Raw genomic sequence first — 18698 nt, 5'->3', positions numbered from 1 at the left:
CACTCTGCCGCCGGTTGCGGACGGCCGGGAGCGGACCGCTCATCGTGGGAGCGCCGCTCCCTGTGTCGACCCTCGCGCGCGGGGCGACCACCGGGGAGCATGGAGAACATGCAGCGTGAGCAACTTGCCGACTTCCTGCGCCGCCGCCGTGAGGCCATCCGTCCCGCCGCCGTGGGCATCGCCGACGGTCCCCGCCGCCGCATTCCGGGCCTGCGGCGGGAGGAGGTCGCGATGCTGGCCGGCATGTCGGTGGACTATGTCGTACGCCTCGAGCAGGGCCGCAGCAGCCAGCCCTCCACGCAACTGCTGGGCGCCCTGGCCCGCGCTCTGCGCCTGTCCGACGACGAGCGCGACCACCTGTTCCACCTGGCCGGTCACCAGCCCCCGCCCGCGGCCGGCGTGGCCCGACTCGCCCGCGCCGGCCTGCTCCGCATGCTGGACCTGCTGGGCGACACGGCCGCGCTGGTCGTGTCCGATCTGGGAGAGGTGTTGGCGCAGACCCCGACCGCCACGCTGCTGACCGGCGATCACACTGGTTTCACCGGTGATCGGCGGTATCTGGCATACCGCTGGTTCGCCGAACCCCACTCCCGCCCTCTCCACCCACCCGGGGAGCAGGAGCGTCATTCCCGCCAGATGGTGGCGGATCTGCGCGCCGTCGCCGGCCGACGTCCCGGCGACCCGACGGTGACCGGCCTGATCGCCCGTTTGGCGGCGGCGAGCCCCGAGTTCCGACGGCTGTGGGCCGAGCACGAGGTGGGCGTACGGCGGGCGGACCGCAAGACGTTCGTGCACCCCCGCGTCGGGCCGATCGCGCTGGACTGCGAGACGCTGGTGACGCCCGACCTGGGCCAGGAACTGCTGGTGTTGACGCCCGCCGACGCCGGGTCCCGCGAGCGCCTCGACCTGCTGCGGGTGCTGGGCACCGAAGAGTTTCCGGTCACCTGACCGGCAGGGATGCCGACGCGCCGTGCCGGTTACCGACGCCCCAGCCGCCGCGTCGGGCTGCTCGGGCGCCCGCCGTTCCGCTGCAACCGGAAGCGCCGTCAGGCGGCCGGATGGGGCTGTCGCGCCCGCAGTGCGTCCCGCGTGAGCCGCGCGGAGGCGCTCGCTCCCGCCGTCGTCATCCGACGGATCAGCTCCTCGGTCTGGGCATGGACAGCGGCGACCCCAGCCGACGCGGGCAACGTATTCAGTGCTTCGAGCGCCGTCTTCGCGCTGGCGTCGGCCTCGCCCAGTCGCAGCAGGGCCAACGCCTCGTCCATGCGAATGTGCGCGCGATCCACCACGTCATGCCGGGGGTAGGCGAGCAACGCCGTCCGGCAGGACTCGACCGCTTCACCGGGCCGCCCGGTACGCGCCAACACATTGCCCTTGTAGAACAACATCTTCTCCCGGGAGAACCCGAAGGCCCCCTCGCTCGGGGCAGCGTCGGCCGCGCCCATGAACCGCTGCTCGCTGATCCGCATCAGCGTCACCGCTTCCCGCCCGTGCCCCACCTGGGCAAGCGCGCGGGCTTCGACGGAGGGTGCGAGCGTCGCGGCGACCGACCTGTTTCCACGGGTGAGCGACTGTGCGTGGCGGGCCATCGTGACAGCGGCTTGCGGGCCTTCGTAGTAGAGACAGCTCAACGCGTGGCGTGTCATCAGCCATGCGGCGAGTGGGGCGTCCTCCACCTCGTTCGCAGCCCTGACCCCGGCCCGGAACCAGTTTCGGGACGCGTGCGGCTGGCCGAGGTCGACCAGCAGGATGCCGATCAGGCCGGCAAGCCGCGCGGTGCTGGTGATCAACGCTGCCTGGTGGGAGATGCTCTGGCGCTGTTCGAGCAGCCTGCACAACGCATCGAATTCGAGCAACGCCGGCTTGACCTGAGCCCGGGCGGGGAGGCTGCGGTAGTCGCGGGCGTGCCGCGTCACCCGCTCCTGCCAGAACTCCACGGTCTCCCGGTTGACGGAACTTCTCGTCGACAGCGCGCGCTGCAACATCTCCTGCGTCTTTTCGACCGCGTCGAGGACCTCGCTGCTGAGCTCGCCCGCCATTCCGAAGGTCATGCCGTAGAGGACAGTTCGTCGTCGCATACCGTCTTCTTCCTCACCGACCGTCGACGACGGCACAGCGGCCGGTGGATGGTCGGTCCGCTCCGCGGAGTCGTCCGCCGCGGGCGCATAGCTGATCCCGAAGCCGAGGAGATCGGCTCTGGTCTGGTATAGCCGACACAACGCATCGAGATATCGGGGCGACGGGCGTTCGCCCGTCTCCCACCGGGAAACCCGCGTGTGCCCGAGGTTGTCGGCATCGCGACCGATCTGGTCTTTCATGTGGTTGACGACGTCCTGCAACGTCCAGCCCCTCGCCAGCCGGTGCGCGCGCAGGCGACTGACCGCGCACCGCTCCGCGATGACCTGGACGAGCTGCGCCTCGGGCCAGTCGGCGACCCGGGCCGACTGGCGGATCGCCTCGACAACGCTACGTGTCCCCATAGCGCCGCCCTCCCGTCAAAGCCGATCGGACAGACTCAGGTTACCGCCCGCATATGGCCTGAGGCGGTTCCCGCGGTCGATGTGCGCGGGTCGCACATGCAGCAGAATGAAATGTGCGGTGCTCGCAGGAGTGGACGGGAAACTTCCTCGCCTCATTGACGCAGAGCGACGATATGGTCACCGCCCGGAACCGGGCCACTCCTGGACGATCGGGAAGCCGATGGACCCGCTGACGTTGCTCTTGCGCCCTGAGATCACCCTGCTCAGCTTTGCCCTGACGGTCCGGTACGCCGTCGCGTTCGCCGGTTTCGTGCTGGCGCTACGTCGGGTGCCGGCCAGTCAACGCGCTGACGTGTATGCGATTTTCGCCAGGACGTGCACCCATCCCCTCTTCCTCGGTGGCCCCGGTGCGCTGTCGGGCCGGCACCGCACCGGATGCGCCGACGAGCACAGCGGGTCCACCGGGTGAGCAGGGATCAGAACCACGTCTCCCGCATGTCCAGCGTGGTGCGGTCCAGGCTCTCCAACAGGTCGAACTGGGCCGTCACCCTCGGCAGCTCCCACCGGTAGAAGTAGCGCGCCGCCGCCCGCTTCCCGGCACAGAACTCGTCCTCCGGCGACCCCAGCGCCTCCACCGCCAGCACCTGTTCCAGCCACATCCACGCGATCACCACGTGCCCGACCGCCTCCAGATAGACCGAGGCGTTCGCCAGGGCCAGCTCCGGGTCGCCAGGTGCCCACAACCGCCGGGTCACCACCGCGACCCGGTCCACCGCCGAGGCGAGCCGCCCGGCCAGGTCGGCGGCGAACCCGTCGGCTTTCCAGGCTCGGTCGACCGTGGCCCGCATCGTCTCCAGCAGCAGTTCCAGCGCCGCGCCGTCGCGCATGGTGACCTTGCGGCCGAGCAGGTCGAGGGCCTGGATGCCGTGGGTGCCCTCGTGGATGGCGTTGAGCCGGTTGTCCCGCCAGTGCTGCTCGACGTCGTAGTCGCGGGTGTAGCCGTAGCCGCCGTGCACCTGGATGGCCAGGTCGTTCGCGGCCAGGCACCACTGCGACGGCCAGCTCTTGGCGATCGGGGTGAGCAGCTCCAGCAGCAGGTGCGCCCGCTCCCGGTCGGCCCCGGCGGGCGCGGTCTTCTCCTCGTCGAGCAGCCGTCCGCAGTAGAGGACCAGCGCGAGCGCGCCCTCCACGTAGCTCTTCTGGGCCAGCAGCATCCGGCGTACGTCGGGGTGGGCGATGATCGGCACCTGCGGCGCGGTGGGGTCCTTGTCGGCCACCGGGCGGCCCTGCGGCCTCTGCCGGGCGTACGCGACGGACTTCAGGTAGCCGGTGTAGCCGAGCGCGGTGGCGCCGGCCCCGATGCCGATGCGCGCCTCGTTCATCATGTGGAACATGAGCGCCAGCCCGTGGTGCGGCGTGCCGACCAGGTAGCCGACCGCGCCGTCCCGCCCGTACGGCCGGTGCACGCCCTCGCCGAAGGTGAGCAGCGTGTTGGTGGCGCCCCGGTAGCCGAGCTTGTGGTTGAGCCCGACCAGCACCACGTCGTTGCGGGGGCCGAGCGCGCCGTCGTCGTCGAGGAGCACCTTGGGTACGACGAACAGGGACAGGCCCTTTACGCCGGGGGGCCCGCCGGGGATGCGGGCCAGCACCAGGTGGACGATGTTCTCGGCCAGCTCGTGGTCCCCCGCGGAGATCCACATCTTGGTGCCGGTGAGCCGGTAGGTGCCGTCGTCCTGCGGCTCGGCGCGGGTGGTGAGGTCGGCCAGGGAGCTGCCGGCCTGCGGCTCGGACAGGCACATGGTGCCGAAGAACCGGCCCGCCACCATCGGGCGGACCCAGGTGTCGACCTGCTCGGCGCTGCCGTGGGCGAGCAGCAGGTTGGCGTTGCCGAGGGTGAGGAAGGGGTACGCCGAGGTGCCCACGTTGGCGGCCTGGAACCAGGCGAAGGCGGCGGCGGCCACGGCATGCGGGAGTTGCATCCCGCCGACCGACTCGTCGAGTGTGGCGGCGAACAGCCCGGTGCCCGCGAACGCCTCCAGCGCGGCCTTGACCTGGGGAATGGTGCGTACGTGTCCGCCGTCGACGGTGGGTTCGCTCGTGTCGGCGGCGCGGTTGTGCGGGGCGAAGCGTTCGGCGGCGACCTGCGCGGCGAGGTCGAGCACCGCGTCGAACGTCTCCCGGGAGTGCTCGGCGTAGCGGGGCCGTTCGGTCAGTCGGGTCACGTCCAACCAGTCGTGCAGCAGGAACGCCAGGTCGCGGCGGGACAACAACAGGTCGGACGACGACAACGGGGTTCCTTCCGTCGTACCCGGATACGGGATCGGTCCGGGAAGTCAGGTGTCAGCCGTCCGTCAGGGGCGTGCCTGAGTCTGACCACGGGCCGGGTCGACCTCGACCCGGTCGGTAGTTGGATTCCTCGGCGAACGGATTACCACTGGTGGACAACGTGTTCTCGAAAGTATCGCCCATCTGCGCCACGGTCGCGCTGGCCACGCTGATCGGCGCATCCCCCGCCCTCGCGACGGAAGCGGCCCCGGGGCCGGACCTGCCGCCGGCGCTCGCCCCGCTGACCGCGCTCTATCAGACGGCGGCGTGCGACCCGGGCGGTCCCACCGGCGCCGACGGAACGCTCGCCACCCAGCTCAACTCGCGGTTGCACGCCGACATGCGCGGCTACATGTCGGCGTATCGCGTCTCCTGCGCGCGGGAGGTGGTCGAGGCGGTACGGGACCGGGGGCTCTCCTCCCGCGCGGCGGTCATCGCGATCACCACCGTGATCGTCGAGACCCACCTGCAGAACATCAGCGAGGAGGTGGACCACACCAGCCTCGGATTGTTCCAGCAGCAGGAGTGGTGGGGCACCCGGGCACAGCGGCTGAACCCGGGCTACGCCACGAACGCCTTCCTCGACGCGATGGTGCGGAAGTATCCCAACGGGAGCTGGGCCAGCGCCCCGATCGGCGAGGTCTGCCAGGCGGTGCAGGTGTCGGCCTATCCCGACCGCTACCAGGTGCAGGCGTCGGACGCGCAGATCATCGTCGACAGCCTCTGGGACGTCCCCGCCCCTCGTCTCGAGGACATTCCGGTGTCGGGTGACTGGAACGGCGACGGCACCGACACCGTCGGCGTCTACCGCCCCTCCACCTCCACCTTCTACCTCCGCGACACCAACAGCGGCGACGCCACCCGCATCTTCAAATTCGGCCACGGACCCTCCGGCGACCTCCCCGTCGCCGGCGACTGGAACAACGACGGCACAGACACCATCGGCGTCTTCCGCCCCAGCAACTCCACCTGGTACCTCACCAACGGCACCACCACCACCGACGCCCAGTTCATCTTCGGCCACGGCGCATCCGGCGACCAACCCGTCGCCGGCGACTGGAACAACGACGGCACAGACACCATCGGCGTCTTCCGCCCCAGCAACTCCACCTGGTACCTCACCAACGGCACCACCACCACCGACGCCCAGTTCATCTTCGGCCACGGCGCATCCGGCGACCAACCCGTCGCCGGCGACTGGAACAACGACGGCACCGACACCATCGGCGTCTTCCGCCCCAGCAACTCCACCTGGTACCTCACCAACGGCACCACCACCACCGACCACCAATTCATCTACGGCCACGGCCCATCCGGCGACATCGCCACCACCGGCGACTGGAACAACGACGGCACAGACACCATCGGCGTCCGCCGCCCCGACAACAACACCGTCTACCTCCGCAACACCAACAACGCCGGCACCGTAGACATCCAATTCATCTACGGCATCTGACCACCACCCCCCAACCGGCGGGACCCGGACACCACCGGGTCCCGCCGCCGTGGTCGTCAGCCGCGGCGCAGTCCGGAGGCGGCCTCCCGAAGGTCGTCCTGACCGATCGGGGCCGGCGACGCGCCCTCCGTGGCCTCCCGCAGCGCCTTGGCGAGTTGCACCCGGCGGAGCGCCTCGCGCAGGTCCGCGCCGGTGAGCCCGGCCGTGTCGGCGGCGAGGGCGACGGGGTCCACGTCGTCGGCGAACATCCGGAAGCCGGGCCGCTCGTGCCGATCGATCAGCTCCCGGATCATCTTGCTGAGGATCTCCGCGCGGCCGGTCTCGTCCGGCGCCGGAATGGCGATCTTCAGGTCGAAGCGGCCGGAGCGGATCAGCGAGGCGTCGACGCGCTGCGGGAAGTTGGTGGTGGCCACCACGATCACGTCGGGGTTCTCCTCGAACAGCGTGTTCATCTCCTGCTTGAAGATGCCGGCGACCGCGTTGACCGCCTGGCTCGCCGCGTCGCCACCCGCGCCGGCGTAGCTGATGATCGAGTCGAACTCGTCGAAGAGCATCACGGTGGGCCGGCGGTACCGGCGGGCGTCGCGGAAGATGCGCTTGATGTTGCGCTCCGAGCCGCCGAGATACTTGTCCAGGATCTCCGGGGTGCGGATCTCCACGAAGTCCGCGCCGACCTCGTTCGCCAGGGCCCGGGCCAGCATGGTCTTGCCGGTGCCCGGCGGTCCGTACATCAGGATGCCCTGCGGCCGGCGCGCGCCCCAGCGGGCCATCGCCTGCGGATGCCGGAACGACACCGCCACCTCGCGGAACCGCGCGACCACGTCGGCCAGGCCGCCGACCTGGTCGAGGGTCACCGTCGCGCTGCGCGGCCCGGCCACCGCCACCGGTCGCCGCCCCACCAGGTACGTCCGCCCGCGCAGCACGGTCGGCTCCACGTTGTCGCCGGCCAGCTCGCGGACGGCCTGGAACAGCAGGCCGAGCAGCGCACGCAGGTGCTCCGGCCCCACGTCCGCGCTCGGCACGTCGGCGCGGATGCGTACCGTGCCGTTGTCCTGGTCCACGCGCGGACGCAGACCGGCGGACTCGGCGGCGCGCAACACGTCCCGGCCGGCCGGGTCGCGCGGCGGCGCGACGAGCGCGGCGCCGGTGGGGCGCAGCCCGAGCCGGCGGCCCGCCCCGGCCGCCGCCCGGCCCACCGCGGCGGCCGGTCCGTCGCCGCCGCGCGCGAGCCGCTCGGCGAGCAGCAGGCCGACCGGCCCGGCCAGCCCGAGGGCGAGCAGGCCGGCCGGCGCGGCCTCCACCCGCAGGTACGCCTCGAAGCGGTGCACCGGCTGCCCGTCGGCGGTGTCGGCGCGCACGGTGCAGCGGACCTCCCGCACCGGGGCGGGAAAGTCTCCGCCGGCCAGCAGCTCCACCGGCCCGTCCGCGGCGGCGGCGAGCAGCCCGGCCGGGTCGGCGATGCGCACCTCGGCGCCGAGCAACGGCACCGTCTCCTCGTCCGTCCGCACCTCGTACCCGGTCATGGGTCCTCTTCCCTCGCCGCGACGTGTGCTCCCGAGTCTGGCACCGCCAGGGGCGGGCGGCCACCGCTCAGCCGGCGTCGGCGAGCAGACCGTCGACCAGGTCGCGGGGCAGCCCGTGGGTGTCGTGCAGCCAGTGGTAGTCGCGTTCGGTGAGCGGACCGCGCGCCCGGACCCGGTCGACGAGGGGCCGGCCGCGCCGCAGCAACCCGCGGAACCGGTGCTCCTCGTCGCACAGCAACCCGGGCAGCGGGCCCGCGTCGACCGGCTGGCGGAACCGGCGCAGCGTGTCCGCGTGGAGGGTCACCGGCAGGTCGCCGAGGCTCCGCGTCGGGTCGTCGCGCCACAGCACGGTGAGCGCGCGGCGCAGCAGCCGGCGCAGCACGTACCCCCGACCGGTGTGGCCCGGGCGTACCCCGTCACCGAGCACGACCACCGCGGCGCGCAGGTGGTCCGCGACCACGCGCAGGTCCGCGCCGCCCAGGTCCCACCGGTCGCGGACCGCGCCCGCCCACGGGCCCAACCCGTCCCCGGTGAAGACGGACCGGTCGCCGCGCAGCACCATCTCCAGCCGCTCCCGCCCCATCCCGGTGTCGATGCTGGTCAGGGGCAGCGGGGTGAGCCGGCCGTCGGGGTGACGGTGGTGGCTCATCTGCACGTGGTTCCACACCTCCACCCAGCGGTCGTCGCCGCTCGGACGGCCGGTCGGCGGGCCGTCACCGGTCCATACGAAGATCTCCGAATCCGGTCCACAGGGGCCGGTCGGCCCGTTGGACCACCAGTTCTCCTCCCCCAGTGCCTCCACCGGCACGCCGAGCGCGGTCCAGGTGTCCCGCGCGGTCCCGTCCGGGTCGACGTGGTCGTCGCCGCCGAAGACCGTCGCGTGCAGCTTCCGCGCCGGGATGCCGTAGCCGTCGGTGAGCAGCTCGAAGCCCCAGCGCAGGCTGGTCGCGATGTCGTAGTCGCCGAGCGACCAGGAGCCGAGCATCTGGAACACGGTCAGGTGGGTGCGGTCGCCGACCTCGTCCAGGTCCGTGGTGCGCAGGCACCGCTGCACGTTGGCCAGTCGCCGTCCGCCGGGGTGCGGGCGCCCCAGCAGGTACGGCGTGAGCGGGTGCATGCCGGACGTGGTGAACAGCACCGGGTCGCCCGGCGGCGGCACCAGGGAACTCTCCGGCGCGTCCCGATGGCCGAGCCGGTGGTAGTGGTCTTCGAAGATGCGGGTGATCTCGTCGGTTGTCATGGCGGGGGCCTTCCGGGTAGGTGCGTCCGGACGGTCCGCGCAACGGTGGCGTTGACACGACGACGCCGGCGGACCGTTTCCGGTCGCCGGCGTGGAGATGGGGCAGGGTCAGGCGGCGGCAACCGGCGAGCGGAAAGCTCGCGCGGTCGCGGCGGTGACGCATGACCTGCTCTGCATACCCCCAAGCATAACCCACCCCCACCCCACCAACTCCGCGCTGATTCACGGAAAGCGTGGGTATCGGCGGCCGGGTAGCCACGCTTTCCGTGAATCAGCGGGCGCGGGGAAGGGGGGTGGGGGTGAGGAGGCGGTGGTAGAGGGCGTTCAGGCGCTCGGCCTGGGACTCCCACGTCCAGCCGGGCAGCGGGGAGTCCGGGCCCTCGTAGGCGGCGCGGTAGCGGGCCGGGTCGGCGAGCACCGCCCGAATCGCACGGGCGAGATCGGCCGCGTCCCGGGCGCGGAACACCTCGCCCTGGCCGGTGGCCCGGACCGTGTCGGCCATGGTACGGACGTCGCTGACCACGATCGGCAGGCGCGCGTGCGCGTACTCGAAGAACTTGGTGATCAGCGCGATCTCGTGGTTGGGCCAGTGGTGCAGCGGGATGAGCCCGACGTCGGCGGCGGCGAGGAACGCGACGAGTTGCCGGTGTGGCACGTACGGCAGCACGTGCACCCGGTCGGCGACGCCGAGCCGGGCGGCGCGGGCGATGACCTGGCGGACGTATCCGGCGGCGGGGTCGGCGACGACCAGGGCCAGGTGCACGCCGGGCAGCCGGGTCAGCGCCTCGACGGCGGTGTCCACGCCACGTTGCACGGCCATCGCCCCGCTGTAGACCAGCAGCGGCGTGCCGGCGGCCACGCCGCAGCGGGCCCGCAGGTCGGGTGCGGCTTCGGCGGCGGTGACGTGTGCCGGCTCGGCGACCGGGGCGTTGAGCAGGACGGTCGGGCGTTCGGGCAGGTCGTGGTCGCGGACCAGCAGGTCGGCGAGGGTGTCGGAGACGGTCACGACCGCGTCGGCGTGGCCGACGTACTCGCGGACGTAGCCCAGGTGCGCGGGGAGCCAGCGGGCGTTGTCGCGGCGGGGCCGGGCGCCGGGCAGCCACTCGTGGGCGTCCCAGACCAGCTTGACACTGCGCCCCTGGGCGCGGGCCCGGTCCACCGCGCGGGCGGCCACGCCGAGCATCCGGAAGTCGTGGGCGTGGATCAGGTCGGGGCGCAGCTCGTCGATGACCGGGCCGGCGAGCCGCTCGTACGCCCAGAGGCCGGGCTCCAGCCGTCGCCAGGCCCGGTCGCCGAGCCGGGCCTGCCAGTAGCGGACCTGGGCGTGCTCGACCGGCCGGCGGGCCAGCCGGGCGGCCCGCAACGCCAACCCACCGCGCGCCACCAGCCGCCGCCGTAGGCCGCGCACGCCACCGCGCCGGACGGTCGCGCCGATTCGGCCGGCACGACCCACGCCCCCGTCGCGCCGGCCGGCGCTCTCCGCGCCCGCGTCGTCCGCACCGCCCACCCCGGCGGGCGCGGGCGACGGCAGCGCCCGAACCCCGGGGGGCGCGTCCAACGGCAGCACCCGCACCTCGGCGTCGCCGAGCCGCCAGCGGCGCTCGGCGTCGACGTGGGCGCAGCCGAGCAACGTGACGTCCCAGCCGGCGTCGGCGGCGGACCGGGCGGCCTTCTGCACCCGCGAGTCGCCCTCGACCGCGTTGTCGACGAGCATCACCACCCGCCGCGTCGCGGTGCCGCGCTGCATCGGCCACCACACCCCTTCACCCTCGCCGGCCCGACCGGCGCGAGTGTACGGGGACGCGGGACCGCCCCGGCGACCCCGGAACGCGGTCTGAGCTGCGAAGACACCGAACGTGCAGGTGACCGGGGGCGGAAGTTCACCCGCCGTGCACGTGCCGGTCAGGCGGCGCCGGAGGGGACCAGCGGGCCCGGCGCGACCGGCTGCCGGCGGTCGCGCCGGTTGGGCAGCGACAGGCGGATGACCTTCCACCAGGCGGAGGCGACCTGCTTGGGCAGCGGGCCGGTGGTGTAGCGCAGCCCGTACCTGTCGAACAGCGCCCGCACCTGCGGGGCGATCTCCTGGTAGCGGTTGCTCGGCAGGTCGGGGAAGAGGTGGTGCTCGATCTGGAAGGACAGGTTCCCGGTCATGACGTGCAGCAGGCGGGGGCCGCTGATGTTGGCGGAGCCGAGCATCTGCCGCAGGTACCACTCGCCGCGCGTCTCGCCCTCGATGGAGGTCTTCTCGAACGTCTCCACGCCGCTCGGGAAGTGCCCGCACATGATCACCGAGTGGCTCCACACGTTGCGGATCAGGTTGGCGGTGAACGTGGCGGCGAGCGTGGACAGGAACGACGGGCCGGACAGCAGCGGGTGGATCACGTAGTCCTTGAGCACCTGGCGGCGGATCTTGCGGCCGACCGCCTTCGCCTTGGCCCGGAACGCCGGTTCCTTGAGCCGCTTCTGCTTGATGTGGTCGCCTAGCTCCATGTCGTACGCGGCGATGCCGTACTCGAAGAAGGCGGCGTTGAGCAGGTTCCACACCGGCTGGCCCAGGTGCATCGGGTGCCACGGCTGGTCCTCGTCGACGCGCATGATGCCGTACCCGAGGTCGTTGTCCTTGCCGACCACGTTGGTGAAGCGGTGGTGCAGCTCGTTGTGCGACTGCTTCCACTGGGCGGCCGGTGAGACGTGGTCCCACTCCCAGGTGGTGGAGTGGATCTTCGGGTCGCGCATCCAGTCCCACTGGCCGTGCAGGATGTTGTGCCCGATCTCCATGTTGTCGAGGATCTTGGCGATGGTGAGACCGGCCGTGCCGACGATCCAGGCCGGCGGGAACAGCGAGAACAGCAGCACCGCACGGCTGCTCATCTCCAGCGTCCGCTGGGTCTTGATCACCTTGCGGATGTAGCGGGCGTCCCGCTCGCCCCGGTCGGCGATGACCCGGTCCCGGATCGCGTCCAGTTCCTTGCCGATGATCTCGATGTCCTCGGCGCTCAGGTGGGCGATCGGGTTGTCGGCCTTCTTCTGGATCACGGTCACGTCGGTGGCTCCTGTCAGAGATCGATGTCGCAGGTACCGGCGGCGGCCGACACGCAGGTCTGGATCCGTACGCCGTCGCCCGGCACGGCCGTGGTGACGTCGCCGTTGCGCAGGTCGCGCACCGCGCCCTGGCGCAGCGGCACGACACAGCCGAAACAGATCCCCATCCGGCAGCCCGAGGGCATGAGCACCCCCGCGTTCTCCCCCGCGTCGAGCAGGGTGGTGGCGCCGTCGGCCGCGACGGTCACCCCCGCCCCGGTGAAGGTCACCGTGCCGCCGTCGCCCGGCGTGATCACCGTGGGACGGAACCGCTCGGTGTGCAGCAGATCGGTGGCGTCCCGGGCCGCCCAGTGTGCCTCGGCCGCGTCCAGCAGGCCCACCGGCCCGCAGGCCCACGTGTGCCGCCGGGCGTGGTCGGGCACGAGGTCGTCCAGCTCGGCCACGTCGAGCAGGCCGGCGGTCTCGGTGTGCCGCTCGACCAGGCGTAGCGCGCCGCGCTCGGCAAGCGCGCGCAGCTCCGCGCCGAAGATGACGTCGTCGCGGGTCGGCGCCGAGTGCACCAGCACCACGTCGGCCCGCGCGGTGAGCCCGGCCCGCAGCATCCCCATGACCGGGGTGATGCCGCTGCCGGCGGTGAGGAACAGGACCCGCTCCGGGGTTGCCGTGGGCAGCACGAAGTCGCCCTGCGCCTGGTCGAGCTGGACGATCGTGCCGGGTCGGATCCGGCGGACCAGGTGGTTGCTGACCTTGCCGTCGGGGATCGCCTTCACGGTCACGGTGATCCGGCCGTCCGCCGCGCCGGGCATGGAGGTGACCGAGTACGCGCGCCACTGGCGCACCCCGTCGACGTCCACGCCGAGGCGCACGTACTGCCCCGGCAGGTGACCCTGCCAGCCGCGCCCCGGCTGGATCACCACGGTGGCCGCGTCCCGGGTCTCCGGGCGGACGGCGACGATCCGGCCGCGCAGCGGCGCGCCCGCGCGCAGCGGGGCGATCAGGTCGAGGTAGTCGTCGGGCAACAGCGGGGTGGTGACCGTGCCGGCCAGCCGCAGCAACCTGTGCCGGAAGGAGACCTTCTGGGAGCGGCGGGGCGCAGTTGTGGTCATATGACCAGCGTGACTGCGGAATCGCATAACATCTTGACCAGCGAAGGTGAAAAGGTCACGGTTTTTTGTTCGGAGGGTACAAACATGTCGCAGGAGGCCGGGAGCGGGCAGCGCGCCGCCCATCTCGATCTCGACGCCGGCGTGGCGGCCGTGCTGCGCGATCGGCTCCCGACGGTCGCCGAGCGCACGGTGAGCGCGATCACCGCCGAGGTGTCCGACTATTCGGGCGCGCTCACCGGCGCCATGCGGGAGAAGATCCAGAACGCGGTACGCATCGCGCTCGACACCTTCCTCCAGCTCCTCGAGGGCACCCAGGCATACGACCCGAGCACTCCCCTGGCGCCGGCGCTGGAGGCAGCGTACGCGCTCGGCAGCGGCGAGGCCCGATCGGGACGAAGCATGGACGCGCTGCTGGCCGCGTACCGGGTGGGCGCCCGGGTGGCCTGGCGGGAGGTCTCCACCACGACGGTACGCAGCGGGCTGGCCGCCGAGACGGTGGCCGAGTTCGCCGAGCTGATGTTCGCGTACATCGACGAGTTGTCCGCGGCGAGCGTCGCCGGACACGCCGACGAGCTGGCCAGCGCCGGCCGGGTGCGCCGCCGGGACCTGGAGCGGCTCACCCAGCAACTGCTCGCCGGCGAGCCGGAGGAGTCGCTGCGGCGCAGCGCCGACCGGGCCGACTGGCCGCCGCCGCAGACGCTCACCGTCGTCCTGCTGCCCCGCCGGCACCTGCGCGCCGTGCTCGCCCTGCTCAGCCCGCAGACGCTGGAGAGCGGCGAGGACCTGCCCGGGATGAGCCCGGCCGAGGACCTGGCGGTGCTGCTGGTGCCGGACGTGCACGGCGGGCGGCGTCGCCAGCTCGTCCGGCTGCTGCACGGGCACCGGGCGGTGCTCGGCCCGGCCCGCCCCTGGCACCGGGTCGCCGCGTCCTACCAGCGGGCCACCCGCGCCCTCGCGCTCGGCCTCGACGCGCCGGACGCCGGGCCGGTCGACACCGAGCGTCACCTGTCCACGCTGCTGCTCAGCATGGACCCGGAGGCGCTGGCCGATCTGCGTACCCAGGCCCTCGCGCCGCTTGCCGCGCTGCCCCCGGCCACCGCGCACCGGCTGGCCGAGACGCTGCGGTCGTGGCTGCTGCACCAGGGCCGTCGCGACGACGTGGCGGCGGACCTGTTCGTGCACCCGCAGACCGTCCGCTACCGGATGGGCAAGCTCCGCGAGCTGTTCGGCGACCGCCTGCTCGACCCCGCCACGGTGCTCGACCTCACCATCGCCCTCGCCGTCCCACCGGAGCAAGGCGGGGCCCCCGCTTAACGCCTCGAGTAGAGGCGGGGCCCCCGCTTAACGCCCCCTACAGCAGCGCGGCGACCCGCTCCGCGTCCGGGTGGTCGTCGGCGCGCAGGATGTCCAGCGCCTCCCGCCAGGCCTGCCGCGCGGCCCCGGACTGTCGGGTGGCCTCCAGGGCAGCCCCGAGCCGACGCAGGGAGACTCCCTCGTTCATCCGGTCGCCCAGGTCGCGGTAGAGGGCGACGGCGTGCCGGTAGCAGGTCACCGCGTGGTGCCCGTCGACGTGGCGGTAGGCGTGCCCCAGGGTGTCCCACACGCTGGCCTCGCCCATCCGGTCGCCGGCCTGTTGCAGGCGGTCCAGGGCCTGCCGGCCGTGGGCGATCGCCTGCTCGTGGTCGCCGAGCTGGGCGAGGCACCAGGCGACCGAGTTGAGCGCGTAGCTCTCACCCCGGTCGTGGCCGGCCTGACGGAACAGTGCGAGGGCCTGCTCGTCGTGCCGGAGCGCCTCGGCCAACTCCCCCTGCACCTCGGCCAGCCAGCCCAGGCAGCGGTAGATGAACGCCTGGCCCACCCGGTCACCGAGGCCGTCGTAGAGCGCAAGCGCCTGCCGGTAGTCCTCCCGCGCGTCGTCGAACCGGCGTAGCTCGACGCACGCGCTGCCGTGCAGCCGGTGCGCCTCGGCCGTGGTGGCCGGGTCGCCCAGCCGCCGCGCGACGGTCACCCCCACGCGGCCGACCCGTTCCCAGTCGTGCCGGTGGCCCCGCCGGGGCAGGAAGTTGGCCATCGCCCAGGCCAGTCGCCAGGCCTGCTCGTCGAGCCCGTCGGCGACGGCCTGCTCCAGCGCCGCCAGCAGCCCGGCGTGCTCGGCGGTGAACCAGGCAAGCGCCGCCTGCCGGTCGGCGAAGCCGAGCACCGTCACCCCGGGCGCCGGCGGCGGCGCCGGCAGCGGGTCGCGGTTCGGCCAGAGCAGCCGGTCGGCGCCGAGGGCGGTGTGCAGGTAGTGGTCGAGGAGGCGACCCCATGCGGCCCGCCGCCCGGCACTGCCCTCCGGCGGCCCCAGTTCGTTGGCGTACGCCCGGAGCAGGTCGTGGCAGGCGTACCGGCCGGGCTGGTGTTCGGTGACGAGGTGCGCGGTGGCCAGCTCGCGCAGCGGCGACCGCACCTCGTCGACGCCCCGGCCGGCGAGACTGGCCAGGGCCTCGGCACGCAGGTCCGGACCGGCCGGCAGGCCCAGCAGCCGGAACAGTCGGTCCGCCGACTCGGTGAGGCCCCGACGCGACCAGGACAACACGCTTCGCACGTCCGTGTCCGTGTCACCGTGGGCGAAGGCGTCGAGATCCGGTCCGCCCCGGTCCGCGCGCAGCTCGGCGGCGAGTGATCCGAGCGGAAAGTCCGGATGGATGGCGGCCCGGGCCGCCGCGACCGCCAACGCCAGCGGGAGCCGGGCACACGAGTCGATGATCTCGTCCACCGCCGCGTCCTGACCGGCCATGCGCTCGGCGCCCAACCGGCGCGCCAGGAACCGCCGGGCCTGCCCGCGGTCGAGCAGTTCGAGTCGGACCGGACGGGCTCCGTCCACGGCGACCAGGCCGGGCAGTTGGCTGCGGCTGACCGCGATCACGGCGCAGCCCGGCGCTCCCGGCACCAGCGGACGGGCCCGTGCGGCGTCGTCGATGTTGTCGAGCACCACCAGGACCCGCCGGTCGGCCAGCAGGGACCGGTAGAGCGCGGTCTGCGCCTCGACGGTCGCCGGGATCCGCGCCGGTGGCACGGCGAGCGCGTCCAGAAAGACCCGCGCCGCCTCGCCCGGATCCATCGCCAGCCCGGTGGGGTCGAAGCCGCGCAGGTCGACGTAGAGCTGGCCGTCCGGAAAGTCGGCGGCGACGAGGTGCGCCAGGCGCAGCGCGAAGAAGGTCTTCCCCACCCCGGCCGGGCCCGAGACCAGCACCGTCACCGGTTGCCGGCGGGACCCGTCGAGCAGGCGACGGGCGTTGGCCAGATCGTCGGCGCGGCCGACGAAGTGCGGCGGGTCGGGCGGCAGCAACGAGGGACGGGCCAGCTTGGGCTGGTGGGCGACCGCCGGCCCGACGTGCAGCCGGCGGTGCAGGATCTCCCGATGCAGCTCCGCCAGCTCCGGTGCCGCGAGGCCCCGTTCCCGCAGCAGGCGCAGCCCCACCCGGCACACCTCGGCGGCCTCGTCGACCCGACCGTCGGCGTAGAGCGCCCGGGCGAGCAGGCGGCGTGCCGCCTCGTCGTAGGGGTCGTCGACGACGAGGCCGGACAATCCGTCGATCGCCTCGGTCCACCGACCGAGCGCCGACAGGGCCTCGGCCTGCCCGCGTCGCGCCGTGCGTCAGGCCGAGTCGAGCCGGGCGACGTGCGCCAGGACGAAGGGACGGTCGGCCACCTCGGCGAACGCCGGGCCGCGCCACAGCGCCAACGCCTCCGTCAACAGGGCGGTGGCCCGTTCGATCAGGTCGGACTCGTCGGCGGCCAGCAGCCGCCGCGCCTCGGCGCAGCGGCGTTCGAACCGGTCGGCGTCGACCGCGTCCGGCGGCAGGTCGAGCCGGTACGCCGACCCGACGCCGAGGCCGGTGGTGACCAGGATCGGCGGCTGTCGCGGGCCGGTCGCCCGGGCGAGCGCCCGCCGCAGGTGCGAGACGTGACTGCGGAGGGTGGCGCGGGCCGCCTCCGGCGCCGGGTCACCCCAGAGCAACTCGACGATCCGGTCCGCCGGCACCGCGGACCCGGCCTCCACGAGCAGCACCGCCAGCAGTTCCACGAGTCGCGGACCCAGCCGGACCGGCCGGCCGTCGTGCTCCACCCGGATCGGCCCGAGCACGTCGATCCGCAGCAATCCGAGATCACGCTCCGCCCCCGCCCGACGATCGCCGACCCACCAAATTATAGACGGCGGCGAATGGTCGCGGCGGGGGCGGAGATCTCACCAGGGGCGGGTGCTCACGTAGACGTTGCCGCCGCCGAACGTGACCGGATCGCTCGCGCAGCCACCGAGGTTCGCGTTCTTCGCGTCGTCGTGGCCCCACAACCGGACCCGGACGGGGTCGATGCCCCCCTGCGGATCCTCGTTCCACGCGTCCCCGTTGTAGGACGTGTCACCGACCTTGTTGTTCTTGAACACGTTGCCCACGCCGCAGTCCTCGCTGCCGAAGCGCCAGTCGCTCATGATGGCGTACGCGCCGGCCCGCCAGAACATGTTCCCGTCGGCGACGTTGTACTTGCTGTTGTGACGGGTCCGGATCGGATCGCCGGTGACGTAGCCGAACCGGTTGCCGGCGATGGTGCTCGAATTGCTGTAGTTGGCGAGGTAGACGCCGTGGATGGCGGCCGGGCTGTCGTCGTTGGCGAGATAGTAGAAGCGGTTTCCCTCGATCCGGGTGCCGGTCGAGTTCGTCACGTGGACACCGCCGTAACCCGTGCCCGTCCCGGTGGCGTTGTAGTGGTCCCCCAGGTATTGGAACGTGTTTCCCCGGATGACGATGTCGCCGGCCCGATCCCCCGGCTTCCCGGCGACCCGGATGCCGCCGTTGCGGAAGTACTGGAAGGTGTAGCCCTCCACCACCACGCCGCTGTCGGCGGACGTGAGCGTCATGCCGTAACCGGCTGCGGCGGTGCCGACGTCGTCCCCCGTGGCCGACGTCGGCACCGCCACCGACCGCATGCGCGATCCGTCGAGCACCACCGCACCGGTGCCCGGGATGGTCGAGAACGTCACTGCGCCGCCGCGCGGGGCGTAGCTCCACCGGATCGTGGAGGTGAGATGGTGCACGCCGCCCCGCAGCAGGACCCGGGCGTCGCGCGCGCCTCGGGCCCGCAGGACCGACTCGGCCGCGGCCACCGAACCCACCGCCCGTTCGGGGGTGCTTCCGTCCCGCTGCTGACCGCCGAGGGCGGCCGGCACGGTCGGGTCCACGTAGACGGTCACCGGGCCCTGCGGCGCGGCCTGGGCCGCACCTCCGGGCAGAACGGCGGCGGTCGCGACCGCCAACGCCATCGACCAGGCACGGATTCTCCGCATGAGTCATTCCTTCCGTCCGACTGATGCCGACCTCGACAGATTGGCGGCGGGGTGTGGAAACGGCGTGGAAGGTCCCACTCCACCGGCCGCGTTGGCGAGGTGCGCGGCACGGCCGGGTCCGGCCGGACCACCACGGGCGGTTCATCCTCGCGGGTGGACCGCGGTGGGCCCGACGCCCGCCACGAGGGGAATTCCCTATT

Annotated in this window: 13 protein-coding genes and 1 pseudogene; 4 read left to right on the top strand and 10 right to left on the bottom strand. The window is 72.8% G+C overall.

The window, feature by feature from the left end:
• The first annotated feature begins 108 nt into the window (after window positions 1–108).
• Complete coding sequence (locus O7619_RS16690; protein ID WP_282281838.1) at window positions 109–948, top strand: helix-turn-helix transcriptional regulator; 840 nt, start codon at window positions 109–111, stop codon at window positions 946–948.
• Window positions 949–1046: 98 nt separating this feature from the next.
• On the opposite strand, the gene O7619_RS16685 is transcribed toward O7619_RS16690, so the two are convergent.
• Window positions 1047–2480: a helix-turn-helix transcriptional regulator gene (locus O7619_RS16685; RefSeq protein WP_282281837.1), complete on the bottom strand. Its 1434-nt coding sequence runs from the start codon at window positions 2478–2480 to the stop codon at window positions 1047–1049.
• 220 nt (window positions 2481–2700) lie between these two features.
• Here O7619_RS16685 and O7619_RS16680 point away from each other — a divergent pair, with 220 nt between their 5' ends.
• Window positions 2701–2949, top strand: coding sequence for a hypothetical protein (locus tag O7619_RS16680; RefSeq protein WP_282281836.1), 249 nt, complete (start codon window positions 2701–2703; stop codon window positions 2947–2949).
• Between the two features lie 7 nt (window positions 2950–2956).
• On the opposite strand, the gene O7619_RS16675 is transcribed toward O7619_RS16680, so the two are convergent.
• Complete coding sequence (locus O7619_RS16675) at window positions 2957–4768, bottom strand: acyl-CoA dehydrogenase (protein WP_282281835.1); 1812 nt, start codon at window positions 4766–4768, stop codon at window positions 2957–2959.
• 149 nt (window positions 4769–4917) lie between these two features.
• Between O7619_RS16675 and O7619_RS16670 the strand changes: the two genes are divergently transcribed.
• Window positions 4918–6261, top strand: a complete 1344-nt coding sequence (locus O7619_RS16670; RefSeq protein ID WP_282281834.1) for a VCBS repeat-containing protein — start codon at window positions 4918–4920, stop codon at window positions 6259–6261.
• Window positions 6262–6317: 56 nt separating this feature from the next.
• Here O7619_RS16670 and O7619_RS16665 read toward each other — a convergent pair whose 3' ends face one another.
• From O7619_RS16665 to O7619_RS16645, 5 genes are all read right to left on the bottom strand, one after another.
• On the bottom strand, window positions 6318–7784 hold the full coding sequence (locus tag O7619_RS16665) for an ATP-binding protein (RefSeq protein WP_282281833.1): 1467 nt from the start codon (window positions 7782–7784) through the stop codon (window positions 6318–6320).
• Window positions 7785–7851: 67 nt separating this feature from the next.
• Window positions 7852–9024 (bottom strand): alanine--tRNA ligase-related protein, encoded by a 1173-nt coding sequence (locus tag O7619_RS16660; RefSeq protein ID WP_282281832.1) that lies wholly within the window; start codon window positions 9022–9024, stop codon window positions 7852–7854.
• 271 nt (window positions 9025–9295) lie between these two features.
• The gene (locus O7619_RS16655; RefSeq protein WP_282281831.1) at window positions 9296–10771 is read right to left on the bottom strand and encodes a glycosyltransferase family 4 protein; all 1476 of its coding nucleotides are present in this window, start codon (window positions 10769–10771) and stop codon (window positions 9296–9298) included.
• Window positions 10772–10926: 155 nt separating this feature from the next.
• Window positions 10927–12066 (bottom strand): acyl-CoA desaturase, encoded by a 1140-nt coding sequence (locus O7619_RS16650; protein WP_282281830.1) that lies wholly within the window; start codon window positions 12064–12066, stop codon window positions 10927–10929.
• A gap of 14 nt (window positions 12067–12080) precedes the next feature.
• A complete protein-coding gene (locus O7619_RS16645) occupies window positions 12081–13172 on the bottom strand; it encodes a ferredoxin reductase (protein WP_282281829.1) in 1092 nt (363 codons plus the stop codon).
• An 84-nt stretch (window positions 13173–13256) separates the two neighbouring features.
• On the opposite strand from O7619_RS16645, the gene O7619_RS16640 reads away from it, so the two are divergent.
• A complete protein-coding gene (locus O7619_RS16640) occupies window positions 13257–14486 on the top strand; it encodes a helix-turn-helix domain-containing protein (protein WP_282281828.1) in 1230 nt (409 codons plus the stop codon).
• A 37-nt stretch (window positions 14487–14523) separates the two neighbouring features.
• Here O7619_RS16640 and O7619_RS16635 read toward each other — a convergent pair whose 3' ends face one another.
• From O7619_RS16635 to O7619_RS16625, 3 genes and pseudogenes are all read right to left on the bottom strand, one after another.
• Entirely contained in the window at window positions 14524–15243 is a 720-nt protein-coding gene (locus tag O7619_RS16635) for a tetratricopeptide repeat protein (protein WP_282288851.1), read from the bottom strand.
• Between the two features lie 1332 nt (window positions 15244–16575).
• Window positions 16576–17283 (bottom strand): annotated as a pseudogene (locus O7619_RS16630) (BTAD domain-containing putative transcriptional regulator); the annotation flags it as partial.
• Between the two features lie 120 nt (window positions 17284–17403).
• Complete coding sequence (locus tag O7619_RS16625; protein ID WP_282281826.1) at window positions 17404–18498, bottom strand: right-handed parallel beta-helix repeat-containing protein; 1095 nt, start codon at window positions 18496–18498, stop codon at window positions 17404–17406.
• Between the last annotated feature and the right edge of the window lie 200 nt (window positions 18499–18698).

The organism is Micromonospora sp. WMMD998 (genome assembly GCF_029581235.1).
Classification (GTDB): domain Bacteria; phylum Actinomycetota; class Actinomycetes; order Mycobacteriales; family Micromonosporaceae; genus Micromonospora.
The sequence above is the reverse complement of the archived record's forward strand: the minus strand, read 5'-3'. Positions and strand labels throughout refer to the sequence as shown.